Below are 24981 nucleotides of genomic sequence, written 5' to 3'. Positions count from 1 at the left end.
AGTTTCTAATGGAATTCCAATCATATTGGCGGCAATCAACTTTTGATTTCCTTTTTCGTGAGCATATTGATAATTTGTTTCATTTACTGTTCCATCTGGAGAAGTTGTGGTTTGCTTGGTCACTTGGTGATGTAATGGATTGTCATAGATATAATTGGTCGTTGTAGTTAATTTTTTATATGAGGAATCGTTGTCTACACCCACAGGAACATCTTCAAAATACTGAGTCTCTACTTTGTTATTAAGAGGTGTAGAATAAGATTTTCTTTGAAGGAAAAACAGAGCTAAATTGGTGACAATATTATTGGGATCTAATCCTGATGAATAAGAATAACGTTCATATACTGATTTCCCCATTAGATTATAGATGCTTTTTGATTCTATAAAATCATAATTAAACATAGTTTTTTGTTTCATATAAGCTTTTCCATTAATTAAGCTTGAAAAAACTCTACTTTCTATTAACCTTCCATTATAATCTTCATATAAAACGCTTCTATTAAACTCCTGTCCTGCAGAGGCTGCTATTAAATTAAGATCAGAAGAATCTCCATAATAATCAGTTCCTGAAGGCTGAGGAGGTGAATAGAAACCAGTTGTTTCATCTAATACTCCATTTATAAATCTCTTTTCTTCTCCTCCTTTTTCAAAATTATCTCCTCCATAACTAACCGTAACTACTGGGAAAGAAGGGTTCATATCGAAATAGCTACTGGAGCTTTGTGACGATAGAATGGTTTGTTGAATAGCTTTAGGTGTAAATAGATAATTCCCATTCGTATCTTTACAACCTGCCATATCATATTGATAAGTTGTAAAGCCACCTATAGGATAAAGATTATCTGGAAGCAGATCGGCTCTTTTAATATAATCAAATGAAGTATAATATAATCTTTTAATATTTGTATTATTAGCGCCATCAAAATCATATATTTTTTTTAATCTAAGCCCTACATTATTTACCTCGACATACTTATTTTTATATGTCATATCATAATTTGCAATATCATGATAGCTTGTTCTTAACAATTTCATAACAAACTTATATTGCTTATTTTTTTCAGTAGTAAAATCAAAAGTCACAGTCTTTTCAGATGGTCCGTCTTGAAGAAAACCTGGTTTGGGTAAAATTAAACTTTGATCACTTAAGATTGCATTTGTTGTAGCATCTAATATTTTAAAATTAGCTGTAAAATTGCCTGGAGGGCCACTTACTATGTGTTGAGAGATATATAACTTGATACTAATTTTATCATCCATTACTTCACTCCCGCTGATTAATGTGGTTGCTTCATTGACACCAGTATCAGCATCAAGTTCTTCATATGCCCCACCATTTACCAAAGCTTTTTGTCCTAATCCCTCATATACAAATGAAGTTTTACCTTTAGTTGGGTAGGTTATTGAACTTAGAGTTCCTATTATGGCATCACTAAAACTAGATCTTCTATCTGCTAATCCTACCAAATCAGGAAAATTAATTTGTGTTCCATCCCCAATTAATAAATTCAAATTAGGTAATAAGGTGGAAGAGGTTCTCCCATTATAAAAACCAAACACGTCGGTACTTCTACTCATTCTTTTAGGTATTAGGGATAATGAACCATTATATTCGAAAGCATATTCATTGTTAAATGTTTTGACGCCATTTTCGAAGTCATATATTTTGATATTCGACAAAAAAGATCTCTTGTTAATAGGTGTAGGATTCAGATAGATGAAATCAAATTCTTGATGTTTTTTATCTTTGTTAAAAACTTCTATGGAAGATAATTGATCAACATCTGTAGAATCATAATTAAATTTAATTGTTTTCTCGTCTCCTGTTATTAAGGTTAAAATTTTAGAGTTATTTATTGTTAAAGTATAACCAGACTGAGTATTAGACAAGCCCAAACTTCTTACCGGATTTGCACAATCTGTATAAACTCGGTTTTGGATAACTTTTCTTTCAGTTTCAGACATAGGAATAATTTTTGCTCCAATGTCTTTATATTCAAAAGTTATCTGGCTTCCCTGAACATTTTGAATTTTTGTTAAATAAAAACTTGTAAAACCACCAAATAGACTAGCTCTAATAAATGTCTTCTCAATGGCAGTACTGCCACCAAAATAATATTTTATCCCTTCATTGGTTGTTAAAATAAATTCATGAGTCGTTTTAAAATCCCCTACGGTCTCTATTTTAAACTGATGAGTGTCAGTTAATAGTACAGGGTTCAAATCTTTATCTAAATAAAAACTTCCACTAAGTCCGTTTACAGATATGTTAAATACATCCACCTCATTATCCAGGGTGGGATCTTTTACATATGTATTTAGCAGAGTTGCATTTGCAGAGCCGTTTGGCGATTGGGTTAGATCATGCACTCCAAATAAATTATCAAAAATTAATCTTTTAGAAGGGAGCTGCATCTCATCAGGCAAATCATATATTGTCCTCGTGATTACCCCTCCCATATCAAGTAGCCAACTAATCCCAACATTATTTGGAACATCATTCACGCGAACACCTAATTTTGAATATTTTAATTCAATATTATTGAAAAGGTCTTTTTCTTTAATTCCTGTAATAGGAATATTTATTTGAGCCATACCCTTATATTCATTTAGTGGCTGATTACCATATGTGGTAATTTGTTCTGATTGTGGGGATGGGGGAACGATATTAGTTACTTCATTTCTAAAGTTACCCTGAGATTTAGCAGTATAATAAAAAAATAGACTGCATATAATTAGAGATATCTTTTTCATAATTTTATTTCTTAATAAATTTAGCATTAGCTGTTTTATTCGTATCAGTTTTAATCACCACCAGATAAGCTCCCTGAATTAAAGGCTGAGTATTGATCTTCGTCACTTTATTTTTAGTTTTCAAAGTCTGCAGTTGTCTTCCTCCCATATCGTATAAAGTGATATCTGCCTCCTTGAAATCAAAACCTATTTCGACATAAGCATAGTCAGATACAGGATTCGGATAAATCTTAATATCCTGTTTCTCTATCAACTGATCAAGCTGTTTATCTCCAAGTTTTATGATCTTCCAGTTTTCTTTTCCAAGCTCTTCCGCACTGGTTCCTGCTAAAATGATTGAACCATCTCTGTTGAGTTTGATATCAGACAATCTTTCCTCTCTCTTTCTCGATTCTCCTTTTACATATTTTCTCCACTGCTCATTACCATCTTGATTCAGATATAACATCCAGAATGTTTCATCGTCTGTTTCCATTCTTCCCTCAGCCTGAGTATATCCACCCAACAATATTCCTTTGGTTGATGACTTCCCACTTCCATCATCCAGCTTCCCGCTTATAACACTCATTCCCATCAAAATATCCCTGTTCTTAAAGTTGTAAGATTTCTGCCATTGCTCATTTCCTTTTTCATCAAGGGAAATTAACCACAAATCTGTCCCTTCTTCGATTCCAACAGTCTTATTTCCTGATCTCTCACTTCTTGATTCTCCTCCAATGATATATCCAGAAGATGTTACAGCTAGAGTTCTTAGATGATCATCACCTTTTCCTCCATAATTCTTTTCCCATTCTACTTTTCCATCTTTGCTTAACTTTACAATCCAGTAGTCACCTTCTCCTTCATTGTTGGTGATTTTTGGGTACCCAGATACGGGATTCGAGGTTTCTCCATTTACAGAACCCAAACCTCGAACCTCGGAACTCCTCGAATAAATACCTAATAAAGCTCCACCTTCCTTCGTTGGGATCATTTTCTCTACTTCATCTAAACCAGCTCCGCCTAAAATCAGTTGTGAAAGTTCTTTTCCATTTTTATCCAGTTTAATGATCCACGAGTCTTTTGAACCATAGCCTTTAGTTGTGTTTCCAGCAACAAAAAATCCTAAGTCTGTAGTTTGAATAACAGCCCTAGCTTCTTCATCAGCAGAAGTTCCTAACGTTTTTTGCCATAATTCATCACCAAATTCGTTGATTCTGATCAGCCAAACATCGGATCCTCCTTTGGAATCATCTTTTTTATCTAACCCCTTTGAAGAATAAGTGGTTCCTGAAAGAAGAAATCCACCATCTTGAGTTGTTACAGTTGAAGATAAATAATCGTGATTCTGCCCTGCAAAATATTTCTCCCAAACCTGATCACCTTGTTGATTTAATTTCACCAAATGAAAATCATATCCGTTATTTTGCTTAGCATTACTGCCAGCATCCAGCTTCTGACCTCCAGCCTGAATAACACTCCCCGTAATCAAATACTGCTGATCAATTGTCGTTGTCACTTGGCTTAGAAAATCCTGAGTATTGGACTTGATATCCTTCTGCCAGATTACTTCCTGAGCTGAAAGGCTCAGCATTGTGCATATCGAAAATACACTTATGTAGAGTTTTTTCATCCTTTATGTTTAAATGTTGTTATATTTTTTTTTGCAAAAATAATCTTTTTAGATCACAGTAAAAAGATTTATTATAGAGATCCTATCTCTTCATTTTTACAAAGTTACACTGCTAATACGACAAAACTTGTCACTTTAAATAAATAGTTTGAGTATGTAAATAAAAAGATAGCCCTCAATAATATGATATTATTGAGGGCCAACTATTTGTATATTTTTAGGAAAATTTTACTCTTTCACAAACTTAATATTTCTTTCTTTTATTTTAAACACATAAACTCCGGGAATTAATTCAGCGATATTAATCGATTTATTAGGTTGATAAATTCCTGTTTTGATCAATCTTCCTTCCGCCGAATAGATCGTGAAATCTGTTGACTTTTCTATACCTTTTAAATACAATTCGCTTTTAGCTGGATTGGGATAGAGCGCAAATTGATCTTTCTCAAAATCTGCGGTGCTTAATGTAGTATCTTTTGTTACCGTAGAATTTCTTTCCAAAATCTGATATTCATAGTTGAACTGTACACTAGCAATTGGAAATGGCACAGATTCTACAAAATATTGATTATTGGAAGTATTATTCAAAGTAAGATAAGCTACCTGTCCCGCAGTACCATTTACCTTTATAGGAAGAGGCATTTCATAAAAGCTTACAGAAGAATTACTTTGTGTCTGCCCTACTTTGATCGTAATCGTTTGATTAGAAGACTCTCTCCATCTTATATCATAAATGGGATAGCCTTCACCATATACCCAGTCATTAAAGAATTCAGTGAAATTTTTGCCGGTAGATTGCAATAAAGAAGCATTAAGATCAGAGGTTTTAGCATAATTATAGGCTAAATTCGGTCTGGAATGATATTCTTTGATAGCCTGATAGAAAGCGGCATCACCTAAAATCCACTTGAGCATTCTAAGAATATAACCACCTTTTGAATATGATAACCTTCCACTGAAAATAGCATTTTGATTTCCAAGGTTAGCATCATCTACATAAGTACTTCCTCCTGTCGAACTTGTTATATAATCCTTTTGACCTGATAAATAATTCATGAACTCAGCCTGAGTCATCAACAATTTTTCATTGGCTAAATGTTCACCAAATGTTGCAAACCCTTCATTCAACCAGATATCATTCCATGAACCACAAGTTACTTTATCTCCAAACCATTGATGAGCCAATTCATGGGCTATAACTGATTTTCCCCATGAACTCATAGAAGACATTGTCTGATGTTCCATACAAACTCCACCATATTGAAACTCCATATGCCCATATTTTTCATTACGGAAAGGATAAGGACCAAAATAGGTTTCAAAAGTATTCATTATTTGTTTTGTCCATTCAATATTAGACATTACAGCAGTATTCGTTTGTGTAGTAGGATAAATATAATTTACAAAAGGAAAAGGAGGGTTCCCCATTGTATCATTCAGTTTAACAAAATTAGTAATTGCCAGTGCTATCAGGTAAGCACTTGTAGGGTACATTGTTCTCCAGAACGTTAGTTTTCTATTATTAGGAAGTGCTGTTTCCGACATTAGTTTTCCGTTAGCGGCCACACTGTACTGGTTCGGAGTGGTTATTTTAAAATCAAATCGATCAATCTTATCATTTAAACTTTGCTTTGTAGGAAACCAGTCTTGTGCACCATATGGCTCGCTTAAAGTAGACAGGATAAGATTCCCGTTCTGTGAACCCGTAGCAAATGCATTGTTGTTTGTTGCCGGTGGACCGGAATATTGTATAGTTAACGAATCCAGTACATTAGCTGGTAAAGATGCTGGAAAATCTATTTTAACCTCTTTTGTAGCCAACTGTTGGAAGGTAAGGTTAGATCCGTGGTATTTAACCTGAGAAACGGTTAACGTATTGGCAAGGTCAAAATAGATACTGCTCATACTCTGACTGGGTTTAAAATGAGAAGTTACTGAACCGGATATCGAATAAACTGCCGGATCCAGATTAACATCCATTCGCTGATACTGCAAGTCGTAATTGAGTGTATTGGGATTAACATTAGGAGCGGTCATCTTCGAAGCAAAAGATTTCATCTCTTTTGCTATTAATCCCTTCATTTCAACATTTTGATCTTGGCTATGCAATGATTGTACTGAAATGATGCATAAAACTAATAGATAAAGTTTTTTCATTTTTAGATTTATAATATGTCCAAAGATAAAAAAAACCTTCTAATCATTGATTAAAAGGTTCTTATGATATTAAATTAAATATTTTAAAGGTCTAATGCCGGTTCTAAAAGCTTTTCCATTCTCTTTTTCACCATATCCACTGATCCTGCATAGTTATTTACCATCAAAGAAAACACTAATGTCTTCCCTGAATTTGTTTTCAAATACCCTGCTAATGTTTTTACTTTATTTAAAGTTCCTGTTTTAGCAAATATCTGTCCGTTTCCTGTACCAATGAACATTCTTTTCAAAGTTCCTGATTGCCCTCCTACTGGAAGTGACGTTAAATAGGTTTTGTAATATTTTTCATCCATTAAAGATGTCAAAAACTTTGCCTGTGAAATTGGAGTCACTGTATTACTTCTTGAAAGTCCACTTCCGTCTATATAGCTTAAGCCATTAACATCAAAAGCATGTTCTTTCAAATGAGTTGTAACCACAATTCTTCCTGATTCTGAGGTCTGATCTCCCAACTTCTGGAAACCTACTGTTTTCAATAAAGCCTCAGCTAAAGAGTTATCACTATGTTGGTTGGTGTAATAGATGATATCACCTAAAGTTGGAGATTTATATGCCGAGACTAATTTTCGAGCTTCAGGCATTGGATCAGTCATTCTAGGAGTTACTTTCCCACTTACAGCGATTCCGCTTTTGACCATTGAGGCTCTTAAAGTATTGGCAAGATAAGCTGGAGCATCTGGTAATTTTGTTGTCAAAATACCATCTCCTTCATATTTATCAGCATATACCATCTGATTAGCATAAGGAGAAACATAGAAATATTTCTTCTCGACAGAGAAATTACCTCCTTTTTTTACAATCAGTTTCTCATTGGCAGGACTAATCTCACGGGTAGTACCTACTGGCAGATAGTAATTATTATTCTCTAACCAAACAACATTTTCCGGAAGTCTTGAAATATTACCTTTGAAAAGCGCTGTCTGAATAATGATATCACCATTTACCCTTTTGATTCCCTCATGTGAAATTCCACTTATGAAGTCTGAAACAATCTCTCTGTAAGATAAAGCGCCACCTTTATTTGTCCCAAGGGACGGGTCTCCACTTCCTACAACATAAAGATTACCATTCAAAACTCCATTTTCATCTATACTCCCTGAATATTCCAATTGCGTCATCCAACGATAGTTTTCACCTAACAGGTTCATTGCTGTTTCGGTGGTTAAAAGTTTCGTTGTAGAAGCCGGAACCAAAGGAGTATTCTCGTTATACGAAGAAATTACTTTCTTCGTTTTTGGGTCGTACACAACAAATCCCCACTCTGCATTTTTAAGTACGGGGTCTGTTACCATTGTGTTTACATTAATATCTACAAGTTCTTTAGCCGACAAAATTGTTCTCTCCACAACTGATGTTACGGGAGAAGGTAAGTTTAAATTCGTTTTTTGATTGTCGTAAGCTTGAGAATAAAGAACGGTAGAAACGGTAGATTGAGCTAGGAAAAACCCAGAAGCTAATACCGCTGCACCTGAAATATATTTTCTGAAATTTACCATCTATCTTAGTTTTGTTTCTATGCTTGATGCCATAAAAAACGATTCATAATAATCATTCAATAAGAGCGCCAAACAATTAATCAACGACCAAAAGTAGAAAATATTGTTAGAAATCAGACCATTATAGTCTAATAAAAGGCTATAAAATTTGTTAAAAATTGTTAAAAATCCACGAAAACGTCTTTTTTGATGCTCTGGTAAGCAGTAATTTCATTAAAATCTTTCAAACTTAGCAAAACCTGATGTTTATATTTTTCGTAGTTTTTTCCACGTGGAAGTTTAAGCAAAATCTGAAACTGATAAAGATTATTAATCCTTGCAATTTGAGATCTTTCAGGGCCTAAAACACATTCTTCCGGAAGGTATTTTCTCAGGACAGATCCTAAAAACTGAGAAGCACGGTTCACCTTATCTTCCCTTCGGTGTTTAAGCTCGATCATAATGAGCTTTGTGAAAGGTGGATAATGGAATTTCTTACGTTCTTCAAGGAAATGATAATAGATCTTAGTGACCTTATTCATTTTGATAAGTTGAAATACGGAGTGTTCAGGATTAAAAGTTTGAATATAAATTTTTCCCTTACCTGAAACTCTCCCAGCTCTTCCTGCAACCTGAGTAATCAGTTGGAAAGCCCTTTCTTCTGCTCTGAAATCCTGTACATATAATAAGGAATCCGCTTTCGGAATGGCTACCAATTCAATATGGTCGAAATCTAATCCTTTAGAGATCATCTGTGTACCCACTACAATATCCGTTTCTCTATCCTCAATTTTCTCATAAAGTTTTTCATAAGCAAATTTCTTCCGCATAGAATCAACATCCATTCTATCTACTTCTTTGTCCGGAAATAGTTTTGAAACTTCCTCATGAATCTGTTCGACACCTACTCCTCTTTCATTTAAATTTTCTGAATGACACTTTGGGCAAGCTTTTGGCCTCGATGCACGCTGACCACAATAGTGGCATTTCATTTCATTGGCAGCCTTATGATAAGTCATTACCACATCACAATTGGAGCAATAGTTTACATAGCCACAGGATTCACACTCTAGAACATTGGCATATCCACGACGGTTATGAAGAATAATAGCCTGGTTTCTGTCTTCTAATGTTTTTTTGATCTCATCTAATAGATGTAAAGAAAAGTTCCCCGAGACTTTTTTGGAATCCTGAGCTTCTTTAAAATTGATCAGTTCAAATTCCGGTAACTGAACATTTCCAAACCTTTCATTAAGGAAAATATACTTCATTTTCTCCTTTCGGGCCAGATAATAGCTTTCCACGGAAGGTGTTGCGGAACCTAAGATCACCCGTGCATCATAGAAACCTCCAAATACCAGTGCAGAATCTTTAGCATTAAAATAGGGTGACACTTCTCTTGCTTTATAAGCAGAATCATGTTCTTCATCTACAATAACCAATCCTACATTCTGATAAGGGAGAAATAAAGCATTTCTTGTACCCACAAGAATCTGAATGTCATTATTTTTAATTCTTCTCCAGACCTCTACCTTCTCAAAATCGGTGAGTTTCTGATGATAAAAACCTAATTTCCGACCATATTTTTTTTCCAGCCTCTGCGTAATCTGTTTTGTCAGGGAAATTTCAGGAAGCAAAAACAGGACATTCTTTCCCTGATTCACACATTCTTCTATTTTCTCTAAATAAATATGGGTTTTTCCTGAAGAGGTTACTCCATGAAGTAACACATTTCTCTTTTCCTCAAAAGCTTGATCAATTTCTTCTTTAGCTTTTTTTTGAGATTCTGAAAGCTCTTCTATTTCTTCAATTTCTCCTTCATAACTTTCCAGCCTGTCCTTTTGCTGATAATATTCTTCAACAAAATTTTTATCCACCAATGGTTTTAAATGGGAATGCCCAAAAATTCCATCTTCAAAAAGGTCAGATTTTTTTATATAAGTGTCAGGATTTTCCGTCTGATTAGATAAAATAAGAAGGAAAAGATCCTTCTGTTTAGGAGCTTTATTCAGTTTTGCTAAAATAGCTGTAAGGCTTTCATTATCTAAAAGTCGTTCATTGATTTTTACATATGCTACCTCTTTAGCCTTATACTTTTCACCGATCTTCTCATCGATTTCAATGTATTGCAGATCAATTAATGAATTGATCGTTTTTATAATATCTTTTTTAGGAATAAAAGCTTCAAGATCCGTAAGATTAATAAGCTGTCTGACTTCGAGTGCTTGGATAAGATACATTTCATTCACATCCAGATTTTCAAAATCTACAGTAACATTCGGTTTCAACTTTAAATAAGTCTCACTTTCCAGTTTCAGAGAAGAAGGAAAGGCAAAACGATAAATTTCTCCTAAAGTGCATAAATAATATGCCGAAAGCCAGTTCCAAAAATCAATTTGTTCTTTGGGTAAAATAGGAAATTCATCCAGAACACTGATTACATCTCTTGGAATAAAACCTTCGGGCTCAATATCATGAATCTCAAAAACAATCCCCGTATAGATCTTTTTCCCCCGAAACGGAACCAAAACTCTCATTCCGGTTTGTATAACAGGTACAAGCTCTTCAGGAACTTTATAAGTAAAAGAACCTTTTAAATTTAATGGTAAAACAATCTGGGCGTATCGCAAGAGAAATAATTAAAATGTAAAATTAAATCATTCTTTACAGAACTGCAATTTTTATTAGTGATTACTCATTCTGTAACTTATCTTTGTTTATCATTTTTTTGTTCATGGAAAATTACATTCTTTTATTTTTTATTGGACTTATAGCCGGAGCTATTAATGCAGCTGCTGGTGGTGGATCGTTTATTACTTTTCCTGCCCTTATTTATGCAGGAGTACCTCCTATTCAAGCTAATGCTTCAAGTACTGTAGCCCTATTTCCAGGAAGTTTAGCCAGTGCCTGGAAATTCAGAGAGTATATCAGACCTTTCCCCAATATTTCGATAACTGCAATGATTATCCTGACCTTATTAGGAGGATGCGCAGGAGGATTGTTACTACTATATACTCCATCCAGTGGTTTCAACATGGTTGTTCCCTGGTTACTTTTATTGGGCTCTCTGGCTTTTGCTTTTGGTAAACAGGCTGGTAATTGGCTTAGAAAAAGGATGCATATAGGAGCTGGATTGGTATTAGGAGCTCAATTTCTTTTAGGAATATATGGTGGCTACTTTGGTGGAGCGGTGGGAATTATGATGATGGCGGTCTGGGCATTATTCGGATTGTCTGATATAAAGGTCATTAATGCGAATAAAACTCTTTTTACCGGGATAGCTAATGCAGTGGCAGTTGTTCTGTTTATCTCAGCCGGAAAAGTATACTGGCCGGAAACCTGCACCATGATGGCAGCAACTATTTTGGGAGGCTATTTCGGAGCACATTTCACCAAAAAACTAAATCCTGTAAAGCTTAGAATGGGGATCGTTATTTTCAATTTTGTCATTACAATCGTTTTCTTTATTAAAACATATCTTTAGACAGCAGCTTATATTAAAAAAAGATTTCTATTATTTTATACCATAAAGCTGTGGTTAAAAATCCCACAATAATGCTGAATCCAATAGTCAAATTGGTTAGCTTAGTATTCAGCCTAAACTGCTCAGCAATAATACTTGAAGTAACAACGGTAGGCATTGCTGCCTCAAAAATGGTGATCTTAGCAACATTCCCTTTTACTCCCAATAATAATGCCAGCCCAAAAACAATAGCAGGTGCTAAAATTAATTTGTATAACATTGAAATCGACATTTGAGGAATAAGCTTCTTCCAACCATTAAATTTCAGCTGTAAGCCAACAGAAAACAAGGCCAATGGACTTACCGTAGCTGCTAATTTATCAAAAAGAGGTTCTGCTGCACTAAAATCAATAAACTGAGAAAGTACTATTGCACTGATACAACCTACTAACGGAGGAAAAGTGATTAATCTTTTTAAAATAAACTGAGCACTTACCTTTCCTGATCTGCTCCCTCCTTTTACTGCAGCAATTATCCCTAATGTTGAAAGACTGAAAAACATCGTCTGGTCACAAATAATAGCAATGCTTAAAAGACTTTCTCCATAAAAAGCACTGATTAAAGGAAACCCGATAAAAGAAGTATTGCTGTATCCGCTGATAAGCTCCATCGTGCTTTGAGAACGTCTGGAATATCCTTTTTTCTTACTATAAAGCATCATAAAAAGAAAACTGAAAACTGCAATAAGAAATGTAGCAACAATAGGAAAAAGCATTTCTAATGTCCAGTGAACTTTGGGTAAATATTTGAATGAAACCGCTGGCAGAGCAAGATAAAGAATCCAGGTATTGATGCCTTTGTGAGCATCAGGATGAATAGATTTTGTTGCTTTCAAAATCATACCAGCCAAAATACATACTGCAATCAAAACAAAATTCACCATAATTGTGTCGGACTATGCTGCAAATTTAAGACTGATTTTTTAGGTGGAGATGAAAAAAGTGGAATTTTTGGGTAATACATTATGCTGCGACTATTTTTTTTCTAATAATCTCTCGCAGATTTTGCAGATGACGCAGATTTATGTTGTCGTAGAGCCAGTATATCAATTAAAGAGATTCTTCGCTGCGCTCTGAAATCGAAGATTAGACGCAGTCAATGACAATTTGATGTGTAGGCATTGTCATTTCGAATGCAATGAGAAATCTTATTGAATAGAAATTAAAAAATAGTCAATGAGACAACAGGCATTTACTTATCATCATTTTTATTTAGTTTGAAAAGTATCCCATAAGCTCATCACCTCAACTTTTTCCAAAGGTTTTGATAGCTGGATCTGTTTTGAACTTTTAGGAAGAAGATCAAAAAAGTTATCGCTAAAATGCGTATCTCCCATTAAATACACATCTTTTGCTAAAACATCAGTAGAGATTTCAATTTCAGTAGACGAAATCTTCTTGATGGTAATATTTGGTTTTGTAAGCTTTAGATCTTTTGGTTTAGAGAAGAAATAATTATTTTGGGCAATCAATTTTTTATTTTTATCCCTCACTCTTAAATTTAAAAAGACTTCATTTTTATCTGAATCAGAAACTAATTCTTTGATTGCTATTGTTTCAAATTTTAGTATTCCATCCAAAGTTTTTCCTTTAGGGATGAATATATTTGTACAAAGATTTTTACCATCAAACATATTCACTTCGAGCTCTAATTGTACATCTTCAAAGTTCTTCAATCCATCGTTAACCGCATAAAAACTTAAAATCCCATTTTTTTCTTCAGCTAAAATAACCTGATTTTCAAAACTCCTTTTGAGCTGATAATGCAATGCTTTCCAATTTCCTAAATAATCGATAGAAGACCATGATACAACGGGCCAACAATCATTCAGTTGCCAGTATAAAGTTCCCATGTTATAGGGTTTCGCACGACGATGCGCTTCAATAGCAATTTGCATTCCCCGAGCCTGTAGCAATTGAGAAACATAATTATATTTTATAAAGTCATTCGGAACATGATAATCCCGTTCCATGTATTTATTGATAATTTCCCAACCACGCCCATGCTTTTCATGAGCTTTTATGGTAGGGTTCTGTAAATTAAGATCCGGATTTCCTGAAAACATAGATTTCGTTGTTTCCAAACTTGGCATTCCCTGGAATCCATACTCAGACATAAAGCGACCAACTTTATCATTATACATTTCAAAAGGCTGCTCGCCCCACCAAACTCCCCAATAATGAGAATCACCTTCTGTAAGACTTTCTTTGTGCCCCCAGCCAATAGATGGTGAACTCGGCCAATAGACATTCTTATCTGATGTAAGATGCTCTTTTAAAGTATTTGGAATTACTTCATGAAAAACCTTTTTGTAATCTTTCCAGACCTGTAAAGAATCTTCTTTTGAATATTTAAATTGCTTTTGATACCCCCAATTAACGATCGCTTCATCCACCTCATTATTTCCACACCACAAAGCTATTGATGGATGGTTCTGTAATCTATTGACCTGATCCTTCACTTCTTCTTTTACATTATTTAAAAAATCTTCATCAGAAGGATAGAAGCTTCCGGCAAACATAAAGTCCTGCCAAACTAAAATTCCATTTTCATCACAAGCTTTGTAGAACTCATCATCTTCATAGATTCCTCCACCCCAAACACGAATCATATTCATATTCGCTTCTTTAGAATCCCCTATCAATTGTTGATACTTTTCTTTGGCAATCCTAGGAGAAAAACTGTCTGTAGGGATCCAATTGGTTCCTTTTATGTACAAAGGTTTCCCATTTACTTTAAAATAGAATGACTTCCCTTTAGCATCTTTTTCCTGAATCAATTCTACGGTTCTCAATCCAATTCTCAATTCTTGTTGAGAAAGGGTTTTTGAATCTTTTTGCAGTGAAACCTTGATTGTATATAAGTTGGGAGTACCCCATCCATTGGGCTGCCAGAGCTTTGGATTATTTATAGTAAAAGGAATATCAACACTATTCTTTCCTTTTTTTAATTGAAATTGACTTGTTTTATGATCAATCAAAATATCATACTTGCCTTCTTTGTCCACAAGAACTGTAACCTGAAAGTGTAAATCCGCTTTTTGTTTTGTCAGACTTTTTTGTTCGGTTTTTATATTTTCGATTGTAGCATTGTTCCAGAAATTCAATTTTACATCCTTCCATATTCCTGCCGTAACTAATCGTGGTCCCCAATCCCATCCGAATTGATATTGTGCTTTTCTGACAAAACTTCTTGGGCTTTCAGGCATCGTAAAGGGAACTTTTTTAGCCAATTCTTTCCCTGTATTTACGGATGATTTGAATTTAATCTGCAAAAGGTTATCTCCAAGTTTCAGATATTCTTTAACCGGAATTTCCCATTTCCTGAACATATTATCTGTTTTCTTAAGAAGCTTTCCGTTGAGATAAATCTCAGAAAATGTATCCAGTCCTTCAAAGATGAGATCTATATTCTGGTTTTCCAGCTCTTTTGATGATATCTTAAAAATTGTCTGATAATCCCAATCTTCATTTTCTACCCATTGAACTTTCTTCTCATTTTCATCTGTAAAAGGATCAGGAATTAATTTATTATTCATTAAATCCAAATGCACTGTTCCTGGAACTGAAGCAGTGAGCCATTTTTGTTCTTTTGAGTTTTTAAATTGCCATTTCTCTGCAGACAAAATGCGCTCCGAAGTTTGAGCCAAAAAGAAATTTTGAATAAATAGGAAAGCAAAAAGAAAATTTTTATTCATCAATTGAATTGTTTATTTTTTAGCAGCTTTTAAATCACCGACTTTGTCATTCCGAGGAACGAAGGAATCTCTATCCTTCTATATTGAGATTCTTTCATTCCACTTCGTTTCATTCAGAATGACAATTGCCTGTGTGCATGTGTGTGTGTGTTGTCATTTCGAACGCAGTGAGAAATCTTTGTATTAATTTACATATATTGGATATCCTCTCTTTTGCATTTAGATTCTTCACTCCGCTCTGCTGCGTTCAGAATGACAAAAAATTAGTTGAGTCAAGAAAACTATTTACCTTTCAAAGCAACTATCTCATCAGCATTCGCAAATTGTCCGCCATCAGTAATGGCTGAAGAATGAAAATACCCGGCATGCGTAAATTCTCTAATATCCTGAATATTGGTCGACCTAAGTCCTCCTCCAATCAAAATTTCAATTCTGCCATTGGATATCTCAACCAGTTTTTTCAGATTCTCTTTTCCTTCAACAACATTCGGTTTTTGCCCCGAAGTAAGTATCGTTTTAAAGCCACAACCAATTACTTTCTCCAATGAGGCTTCCAGTTCTGTAGCTCTGTCGAAAGCACGGTGGAAAGTACATGGCAGAGGATGGGCTAAATCAACTAAAATCTTGTTTTGTTCCACATTAACCCCATCATTTTCATCTAAAATTCCGAAAACAAAACCATCAACTTTTAGTGATTTTAATTGAATCAATTCTTTTTTCATCTGTTCGAACTCGTCATTTGAGTAAGTGAAATTACCACCACGCGGACGAATCATCACAAAAATCGGAATATTAATTTTTTCTCTGAGCTCTTTTGTTATTTCAAAATCAGGTGTTATTCCCCCTTCACTTAATCCATCACATAATTCTATTCTGTCTGCTCCATTTTCAAAAGCTATCATTGCAGATTGAGGATTAAAACATGCTATTTCTATTTTTGACATTTTCCGATACTGATTTTATGTTTTGGCTAAAGCCAATGGGTTATTAAATATTTGAAAACGGGCTAAAGCCCGTTTCTATTGACACTTTATTATAAAAAATTTATTTCAAAGCAAATTCCGGAGTTTCTAGTCGATTCCCTTTCATATCATGAACCGCAAAATTGAATCCATCCTGAATACAGTAAGAACCATATTCTCCATTCTTATTTAAAGCAATAAAACCTACCTGAATATCTTTTAGGTTTTTATTTCTTCTTTGTGTAATCTTTACAATTCTTTCAACTGCTTCTTTACAAGCTTGCTGTGGGTTTCTTCCCTGTCTCATGAGTTCAACAACCAAATGTGTTCCCACTGTTCTTATCACTTCTTCACCGTGACCAGTAGCTGTAGCAGCTCCCACTTCATTGTCTACAAACAAACCTGCTCCGATAATCGGCGAATCACCTACTCTACCATGCATTTTAAAAGCCATTCCACTTGTAGTACATGCTCCAGAAAGATTTCCCTGTGAGTCCAATGCAATCATTCCGATCGTGTCGTGATTTTCAATATTAACGATTGGTTGGTATTTACTGCTTTTCAACCATTCCTTCCATTCTTTTTCAGACTCTGGAGTTAAAAGATTTTCTTTTTTAAAGCCTTGTGACAAAGCAAACTGAAGAGCACCATCTCCTACCAGCATAACGTGCGGTGTCTTTTCCATTACTGCTCTTGCAACAGAAATAGGATTTTTAACGTTTTCTATACAAGCCACTGAACCGATATTATAGTTTTCGTCCATAATACAAGCATCTAAAGTAACTCTTCCATCCCGGTCAGGACGCCCCCCATAACCAACACTTCTCTCTGTTGGGTCCAGCTCTACTAATCGTACTCCTTTTTCAACCGCATCTAATGCTCTTCCATTTTTACCTAGAATCGTCCATGCTTCTTCGTTGGCTTTTAAACCAAAATTCCATGTTGAAAGTACAATAGGTTTATTAATGATCTTATTACTTTCAGGCAATTCTTTGGCAATTAAATCCAAAGGGTTTAATAATAATGCTGAAGAAGCAATAGCTGTATTTTTTATAAATTTTCTTCTTGAGTTCATATTTTTTCAGTTATTAGGTTGCAGGAATAAGGGTTTAGATAAATTCGAATGTTTAATTTGCTCCAATCTCATCCACAAAAAGCCATGCTTTAGAATCGGCTCCTGGATTTCCAGCTGGAATAATTCCTGCATTTTCTATTTTAATTTTGATATATTTTGAGTTTTGATTACCGAGGTTTAGTTTTACTTTTCCTTTTGAATTCTGAATTTCGTCTTTTCCAATTTCTTTCACCATTTTAAAATTGACATTATCGTCTGAAACAAAAACCTGTGCTGATTTTGCCAAGTGAATCCAGCTTCCTTTATTTTCCAAAGTATTGAAGTAGATTTCTGAAAATTGAGTCTTCTGCCCCAAATCGATAACCGCTACAACATCTTTTCCCTGGAAGCCCAGCCACGTTTTTCCCAATTGCTTTTGGCTTCCGATAATTCCATCCACTAAAGTAAAGGCACCTCCAAAAGAATAATTTTCGCTAGGTTGTTGTTCTAAAGTGATATTCTTGCCCGTAGTTTTTGAAGGACTGAATTGTTGTGAAGAAATTGCACTTTTTAATTGTCCATCTTCAAAATAAGCAGATTTTATTGTCATAGGTTTTGACACAGATATTGCATTCTGATAAACCTGTGAGTTACCAGTTGGATCATTTCCATCAGTTGTATACCTTATTCCATTAGAATTTTGAGACGTTGAAAGTTCATAAGCAACACCATTGTTAGAAGGGATTACTTTACCCGAAACATTATAAATACTTCTGGCATAATTCACCTTCATTTTGTCTAAGATTTTAAACTGTTGGATCACCCTATTTTCAAAATTTTTATAGTTTTTTGGATCAGATGTTCCCCATCCTACTTCTGAAAGCGCCATCAATCTTGGAAATATCATATACTGAACATGTTTAAAATCCAATATATATTCGGTCCATAAATTCGCCTGAACCCCCAAAATATATTTTGCTTGTTCAGCATTTAATTCTGTAGGAATCGGATTATAAGAATATACTTTATCTAAAGGAGTATATCCTCCAAAAGCATTAGGTTCTGATTGCGGATCGCCTTGATAATGATCAAAATAACAGTATGAACCAGGAGTCATTACAGCAAAATGCTTAGATTTAGCAGCCTCAATTCCTCCATTTACTCCTGTCCAACTCATTACAGCTGCATTGGGAGCCAAACCTCCTTCTAAAATTTCATCCCAGCCAATTATTTTTCGACCTTTACTGTTCACATATTTTTCAATGGTCTGTATAAAATAACTCTGTAAACCATGTTCGTCTTTCAAATTATGTTTCTTGATCAATTCCTGGCAGTGTGCACATTCTTTCCATCTTGTTTTCGGACATTCATCACCTCCGATATGGATATACTGAGATGGAAAAAGCTGCATAACCTCATCTAAAACATTTTCTAAAAATGTAAAGGTCTCTTCTTTCGGACAAAATACATCATCAAAAACACCCCATTTTGTCGCGGATTCAAAAGGACCTTTTGTACAAGCCAATTCCGGATAAGCTGAAAGTGCAGCTAAAGCATGGCCCGGCATTTCTATTTCGGGAACAACAGTGATATATCTGTCCTGTGCATATTTTACCACATCTTTTATCTGTGCCTGAGTATAGAAATAAGGCCCATAAGGTTTTCCGTCAAAAGTATTATCCACATAAGCTCCAATCATAGATTCTTTGCGTTTGGATCCTATCTGCGTAAGTTTTGGATATTTCTTGATCTCAATTCTCCACCCCTGATCATCGGTTAAATGCCAGTGAAAAGTATTGAGCTTATACATCGCCAGATAATCGATATACTGTTTTACTTCTTCGACACTAAAAAAATGACGACATACATCAAGATGCATTCCGCGCCAAGCGAATTTAGGTTCGTCAGTGATCTTTAATGATGGGATCTTTTTGCTTTCCTGACCTTCAAATAATTGAACCAATGTTTGTAAAGCTCTAAAGTATCCTTGTCTGGTATATGATTTTATATGAATCTCTTTTGGTGATACTTCTAAACTGTAGAATTCATCATTTTGATCTTTACCATTCGTTTTGGGCAGCTCAGAATAAACTAATTGTGCTCCTTTTTCAACATTTTGAAATTTTATATCAGCATTCAAATGTTTCTTAAAATATTCTGTTTCTTCTTTAGGTAAATTTTTATCCAACAATAGGGTTTTTGGAATAATAAATTCACCACTTGAAACATTAATATTTTTAGGATAAGGAATCAAATTCAATTGATTTTGAGAGAAAAACAGATTGAAAAACATGAGCAAAAAGATCGATAAAAGACGCATTATTTTGTGTGATTAAGATTTAAGCGAATATAATTATTTTATTAAAAAATTCAGTGAATTATTTAACCTATTCCGATATAAAAGATCTAATTTTGCAAAAATATATGATGAGAAAAACATTTTTTTTAGTAGGAAGCTTATTATTTTCAGTTTCTACACAAGCACAACTTTTAGATATTATAAAATCTACTGTTAAAGAAAAAACCGGTGTTGATCTAAACAACAATACAGTAAAAACAAAAGGTACATCAACTACCGCAGTCCCTACAACTTCACCCAACAGGACTTCTTCTGCCGGTTTGAATAATCTTACTTCTTCCCAGATTTCTTCAGGATTAAAAGAGGCTTTAAACCTTGGAGTAACCGAAGGAGTGAAAAAATTAGGAGTAACTGATGGTTTTTTAAAAAATGAGGCTGTCAAAATCTTAATGCCTGAAAAATTAAGAAAAGTAGATACCACATTACGTTCTCTGGGAATGGGAAAACTTGCTGATGAAGGGGTAAAATTATTAAACAGAGCTGCTGAAGATGCGGTAACGGAAGCTGCTCCTATTTTCACCAACGCTATTACATCCATGACCATTGCAGATGCCAAAAACATTTTATTGGGTTCTAATAATGCAGCAACCAATTATCTACAAACTAAAACCCAGAGCCAATTATTTACAGCTTTTGAACCTAAAGTACAGGCTTCATTAGGAAAAGTGGGAGCTGATACCGTTTGGAAAAATCTTATTTCAAAATACAATATGTTCACAGGTCAATCTGTAACAACTGATCTAAACGAGTATGTTACAACAGAGACTATTAATGGTGTATTCAAAATGGTTGCAGATAAAGAAAATGGGATCAGAAATAATTCTGTAATGAGAACAACAAGTATTTTACAGAAAGTTTTTGGAGCTCAGGATGGTAAATAGTTGCTAGTTGCTAGTTGCTAAAATTACATTGTATACTATTACAAAAAACATAAAAAAGGCTGCTATCATTTCTGAAGCAGCCTTTTATTTTTTTATTTCTATTAAAATTGCATTTCTGGAATTTCACCTTCAATGATCAGATCTGCTTCTGTAGACTGTACAATATGTTCCACTGAAACTCCCGGTGCTCTTTCAACAAGTTTGAAACCTTTTGGTGTAATGTCAAGAACAGCAAGTTCAGTAACTACTCTTTTTACACAATTAACCCCTGTTAATGGAAGTGTACATTTTTTTAAAATTTTACTTTCCCCTGCCTTATTTACGTGCATCATTGCAACAATGATATTTTCTGCAGAAGCTACCAAGTCCATTGCTCCTCCCATACCTTTTACCATTTTCCCCGGAATTTTCCAGTTGGCAATATCTCCGTTTTCAGAAACTTCCATAGCACCAAGAATCGTCAGATCTACTTTTTGACCTCTGATCATCCCAAAACTGAATGCTGAATCAAAGAATGAACCTCCAGGCAGTATCGTGATGGTCTGTTTTCCTGCATTAATAATATCAGCATCTTCTTCTCCCTGAAAAGGAAATGGTCCCATGCCGAGAACTCCATTTTCACTTTGAAATTCTACATTGATACCATCTGGAACATAGTTTGCGACCAAAGTGGGAATTCCTATTCCCAGATTTACATAATAACGGTCTTTTAGTTCTTTTGAAATTCTTTTAGCAATTTGTTCTTTTGTGAGCATAGTTAAAACTTAGACTGCAATTTAATTATTTTCACTTGAATACAAAAGCTCTTTATTATTCAAAATTATTAACATTATAAGTCAAAATAATATCTCTAATTTTGCAACATTATTTAATGAAATGAAAATACTTTTAAGATACCTAAAACCTTACCAATGGTTAATTGCTCTTTCTCTCTTATTAGCGACCATTAATCAGGTTTTCTCTTTATTTGCTCCGGCCATCACAGGTAATATCCTGGATCAATTGGTCACCCACCCTAATTTTTTTGATAAAGAAAAGCTCATTCCCAGAAATCTTAATCAATATTTATACGGAAATGGAGTTTACCATGGTGCATTTTACTTTTTATCCTTACTTATTGGAACAGCGATGGTCAGCAGAATTGCCAAAGCTTTTCAGGATTATGCCGTAAGTGTTATTACGCAAAAGTTTGGTGCGAAAATATTCACAGACGGATTAAAGCATTCTATGGCATTGCCTTATCAGGAATTTGAAGATCAAAGGAGTGGTGAAACCCTTTCTATATTAACAAAAGTAAGAGAGGATACTGTAAAATTCATCACAAGTTTTATTAATATTTTCTTTGGAATTTTAGTCAGTATTATTTTCGTTTCGGTATATGCGATTCGTCTTCACTGGTCTATCATGCCGGTTTATATCTGTGGAATTTTCCTGATTGCTTTTATCACCAATTTATTGAGTAAGAGAATAAAAAATATTCAGAAAAATATCGTTTCCGAAACTACAGCTTTAGCCGGAAGTACTACAGAAAGCTTAAGAAATATAGAGATTGTTAAAAGTTTAGGATTAACCAATCAGGAAGTTATCCGTTTAAATAATAATACTTATAAGATCCTTGGACTTGAATTGAGAAAGGTTAAAAGCATTCGCTCTTTAAGTTTTATCCAGGGAACGATGGTCAATTTTCTTCAACAAATGATTACGCTGACCTTATTATTATTGATTTTTAAAAATATAGTGACCCCCGGGCAATATTTATCTTTAATGTTTTACGGTTTTTTCATTTTCGGACCGATGCAGGAAATTGGAAATATTATTATTTCTTATCGTGAAGCCGAAGCTTCTCTCAATAATTTTGATCGTTTAATGAAAAAGGAGGTGGAAGAAAAGCCTCTTCATCCAAAACAGATTGGTGCTATTGAGGAATTAGAATTTAAACATGTTTCTTTTAAACATCAATCTGCTCAGTATAAAGCATTAAATAATATCTCTTTTAATGTTAAAAATGGAGAAACCATAGCCTTTGTAGGGCCAAGTGGTTCAGGAAAAAGTACCTTGGTAAAATTATTGGTGGGACTCTACAGACCTCAGGAAGGAAACATTTTTTATAATACCATCAATGGAAAAGAATTTGATTTTGACGAATTGAGAAATCAAATTGGCTTCGTAACCCAGGATACCCAACTTTTTGCAGGAACAATAAAAGAAAATCTTCTTTTTGTAAACCCTCAGGCAAGTGAATCGGATCTGGAAATTGCTTTACAAAAATCAAGCTGTACGGCTTTATTGGAAAGAGCAGAAAAAGGTATTGACACTGTCATTGGTGAAGGTGGATTGAAATTGAGTGGTGGAGAAAAACAAAGAATAGCGATTGCAAGAGCGCTTTTAAGAAAACCTCATTTATTGATTTTTGATGAAGCGACTTCAGCTTTGGACAGTATTACCGAAGAAGAAATAACATCTACCATAAAAGACATTTCAAAAGAAAAGGAACAGATTACTGTACTTATTGCCCATCGTTTGAGTACGATTATGCATGCGGATCGAATTTATGTTCTTGAACGTGGTCAGATCGTAGAAATGGGCTCTCATGACAATTTAATTACCGAAAAGGGATTATACTATGCCATGTGGCGACAACAAATTGGAGAAAGAAAAATGCCTGTTTCGGAGGTATAAAAAAAGCGCTGAAGATTATTCAGCGCTTTTTTATTATTAATTAGGTCATTTATTCTTTTACTCTGACCGTTCTTTGTTCAATTCTCTTTTCGAATTTTTCACCCTGGAAAATTCTCTGAATCATAATTCCCGGAATGTGAATCTGATTAGGATCCAGTTCTCCGATTTCTACCAATTCCTCTACCTCAGCAATGGTTATTTTTCCAGCTCCAGCCATTGGATGGTTAAAGTTTCTTGCAGACCCTTTAAAAATAAGGTTTCCAGCATGATCTCCTTTCCAGGCTTTTACAATAGAATAATCAGCTTTATAAGCATGCTCCAGAATATGGGGCTTGCCATCAAAATCTTTCACTTCTTTTCCTTCTGCTATCTCTGTTCCATATCCAGCCGGAGTATAAAAAGCAGGAATTCCAGCTTGTGCTGCTCTGCATTTTTCAGCAAGAGTTCCCTGCGGAGTAAGCTCAACATCCAATTCTCCCGAAAGCATTTGTCTTTCAAATTCAGCATTTTCTCCTACATAAGAAGAAATCATTTTCTTAATTTGTCTTTTATGAAGAAGAAGTCCTAATCCAAAATCATCAACACCGGCATTGTTTGAAATACACGTTAAATCTTTCACATCGCTTTCTACCAAAGCATTAATGGAGTTTTCAGGTATCCCGCAAAGGCCGAACCCACCCAGCATTAAAGTCATTCCATCTTTAATTCCTTCAATGGCTTCCTTTGCATTTTTTACTCGCTTATCTATCATAAAATATTAGATTTTTCTGTTGGCTAAATTTAATAAATTTTCTCTTAACTGCCTTGTTCAGGATTTATATTTAAAATATTAAAAGTTGATATCATAAAAATAAATGATCAGCTTACAAGGAATTTGGAAATTTTAGAAAAAATGGGCTTTCGTATTAATCAAAATCAAGCAATCCATCTGACAAGGTCTTCCATTGAATTTTTGCAGTTCCCATCATTCCTCCTACTGCAATGAATATGTTTCTTATTTTATCAATAAATCGGGCATCATAATTAGGGGACTCATTACGACCATAAACAGCAGCCTTTATTTGTTCATCCGTTTTTGATATCATAAAAGTAGATGTTGCTTTACTGGAATAAAAATGGGCAATATGGTTATTTTCTACATTTCCTGGGATTTTCGACGGCCTGCAGGTTATTAAAAAATATTCTAAATGATCAGAAAGGTGATGAGATATATTAATAATCTCAACCCAATCGAATCCTTTAGCTTCACTTTCTCCTGGCCCTGGTATATCAATCCTGATAAAATATCCTATTTCAGGAGCACCTTCTACCGGAACCCCAGCTGAATTGTAAAGTTTGAACTCTGCTGAGCCTTCCCCACTGTATTGTTGCCATTCATTGATCGAAAAAAATCTTTTTTTTAAAACATCAAAATTCTGCGCAAGTAAGTTAGGTTCTCCAACATTTTTTTGGCTTTCAGTATCATGAAATCCACCTCTTTCCTGTACCGGTACCCCGGGAATTTGCTTAGGTCTCATTATTTTCAAATTTAGATTGAATACTTATTCATATTAACTTCCTGAGACTTCTGTTGATTTCATTGAGCTCTTCAAATAAAATGAATTGAAGGTGAATCTTCAGTAGCCTGACCGATAATAATTGCCACAATATGCAGACCATTTTTTCACTAACCCAAAAATTGAATATATAATTAACAGAATATTCATAATCAAGAGATACGGATTTCTTAATGGTCTGCATTTTGAAGATTTTAAATTATAATCACCAC

Annotated in this window: 16 protein-coding genes; 3 read left to right on the top strand and 13 right to left on the bottom strand. The window is 34.5% G+C overall.

The genetic code is table 11. From position 1 onward, the window contains the following. The 5 genes from JHL15_RS08500 to priA form a co-directional block, all read right to left on the bottom strand. Positions 1-2754: hypothetical protein (locus JHL15_RS08500; RefSeq protein ID WP_200245048.1), on the bottom strand; the 2754-nt coding region annotated here is incomplete at its 3' end. A 4-nt stretch (positions 2755-2758) separates the two neighbouring features. Beyond that, complete coding sequence (locus tag JHL15_RS08495; protein WP_200245046.1) at positions 2759-4366, bottom strand: T9SS type A sorting domain-containing protein; 1608 nt, start codon at positions 4364-4366, stop codon at positions 2759-2761. Between the two features lie 228 nt (positions 4367-4594). Beyond that, positions 4595-6448, bottom strand: a complete 1854-nt coding sequence (locus JHL15_RS08490; RefSeq protein WP_234047719.1) for a M1 family metallopeptidase — start codon at positions 6446-6448, stop codon at positions 4595-4597. A gap of 158 nt (positions 6449-6606) precedes the next feature. Then, positions 6607-8079: a D-alanyl-D-alanine carboxypeptidase/D-alanyl-D-alanine endopeptidase gene (dacB, locus tag JHL15_RS08485; RefSeq protein WP_200245037.1), complete on the bottom strand. Its 1473-nt coding sequence runs from the start codon at positions 8077-8079 to the stop codon at positions 6607-6609. A gap of 161 nt (positions 8080-8240) precedes the next feature. Beyond that, complete coding sequence (gene priA, locus JHL15_RS08480; RefSeq protein WP_200245034.1) at positions 8241-10688, bottom strand: replication restart helicase PriA; 2448 nt, start codon at positions 10686-10688, stop codon at positions 8241-8243. A gap of 104 nt (positions 10689-10792) precedes the next feature. Here priA and JHL15_RS08475 point away from each other — a divergent pair, with 104 nt between their 5' ends. Next, on the top strand, positions 10793-11542 hold the full coding sequence (locus JHL15_RS08475) for a sulfite exporter TauE/SafE family protein (RefSeq protein ID WP_200245033.1): 750 nt from the start codon (positions 10793-10795) through the stop codon (positions 11540-11542). A 13-nt stretch (positions 11543-11555) separates the two neighbouring features. Here JHL15_RS08475 and JHL15_RS08470 read toward each other — a convergent pair whose 3' ends face one another. The 5 genes from JHL15_RS08470 to JHL15_RS08450 form a co-directional block, all read right to left on the bottom strand. Next, a complete protein-coding gene (locus JHL15_RS08470) occupies positions 11556-12464 on the bottom strand; it encodes an AEC family transporter (RefSeq protein WP_200245031.1) in 909 nt (302 codons plus the stop codon). Between the two features lie 324 nt (positions 12465-12788). Then, a complete protein-coding gene (locus JHL15_RS08465; RefSeq protein WP_200245029.1) occupies positions 12789-15278 on the bottom strand; it encodes a beta-mannosidase in 2490 nt (829 codons plus the stop codon). Between the two features lie 281 nt (positions 15279-15559). Then, positions 15560-16222, bottom strand: coding sequence for a copper homeostasis protein CutC (locus tag JHL15_RS08460; RefSeq protein WP_200245027.1), 663 nt, complete (start codon positions 16220-16222; stop codon positions 15560-15562). Between the two features lie 100 nt (positions 16223-16322). Beyond that, positions 16323-17315: an isoaspartyl peptidase/L-asparaginase family protein gene (locus JHL15_RS08455; RefSeq protein WP_200245026.1), complete on the bottom strand. Its 993-nt coding sequence runs from the start codon at positions 17313-17315 to the stop codon at positions 16323-16325. 52 nt (positions 17316-17367) lie between these two features. After that, a complete protein-coding gene (locus tag JHL15_RS08450) occupies positions 17368-19614 on the bottom strand; it encodes a glycoside hydrolase family 20 protein (protein WP_234047718.1) in 2247 nt (748 codons plus the stop codon). A gap of 107 nt (positions 19615-19721) precedes the next feature. Between JHL15_RS08450 and JHL15_RS08445 the strand changes: the two genes are divergently transcribed. After that, positions 19722-20534 (top strand): DUF4197 domain-containing protein, encoded by an 813-nt coding sequence (locus JHL15_RS08445; protein ID WP_234047717.1) that lies wholly within the window; start codon positions 19722-19724, stop codon positions 20532-20534. A 101-nt stretch (positions 20535-20635) separates the two neighbouring features. Here JHL15_RS08445 and JHL15_RS08440 read toward each other — a convergent pair whose 3' ends face one another. Further along, positions 20636-21289 (bottom strand): CoA transferase subunit B, encoded by a 654-nt coding sequence (locus JHL15_RS08440; RefSeq protein ID WP_200245022.1) that lies wholly within the window; start codon positions 21287-21289, stop codon positions 20636-20638. Positions 21290-21410: 121 nt separating this feature from the next. Here JHL15_RS08440 and JHL15_RS08435 point away from each other — a divergent pair, with 121 nt between their 5' ends. Beyond that, positions 21411-23213 (top strand): ABC transporter ATP-binding protein, encoded by a 1803-nt coding sequence (locus tag JHL15_RS08435; RefSeq protein WP_200245020.1) that lies wholly within the window; start codon positions 21411-21413, stop codon positions 23211-23213. A gap of 49 nt (positions 23214-23262) precedes the next feature. On the opposite strand, the gene JHL15_RS08430 is transcribed toward JHL15_RS08435, so the two are convergent. Both JHL15_RS08430 and JHL15_RS08425 read right to left on the bottom strand, forming a co-directional pair. Next, positions 23263-23964 carry a CoA transferase subunit A gene (locus JHL15_RS08430; protein WP_200245019.1) on the bottom strand — a complete coding sequence of 234 codons (702 nt, stop codon included), beginning with the start codon at positions 23962-23964 and terminating at the stop codon, positions 23263-23265. Positions 23965-24118: 154 nt separating this feature from the next. Next, on the bottom strand, positions 24119-24730 hold the full coding sequence (locus tag JHL15_RS08425) for a hypothetical protein (protein ID WP_200245016.1): 612 nt from the start codon (positions 24728-24730) through the stop codon (positions 24119-24121). Positions 24731-24981 lie beyond the last annotated feature (251 nt).

Origin of the sequence: Chryseobacterium paridis (assembly GCF_016595215.1) — a bacterium.
Classification (GTDB): domain Bacteria; phylum Bacteroidota; class Bacteroidia; order Flavobacteriales; family Weeksellaceae; genus Chryseobacterium; species Chryseobacterium paridis.
This window is presented reverse-complemented; position numbering and strand designations above follow the sequence as displayed.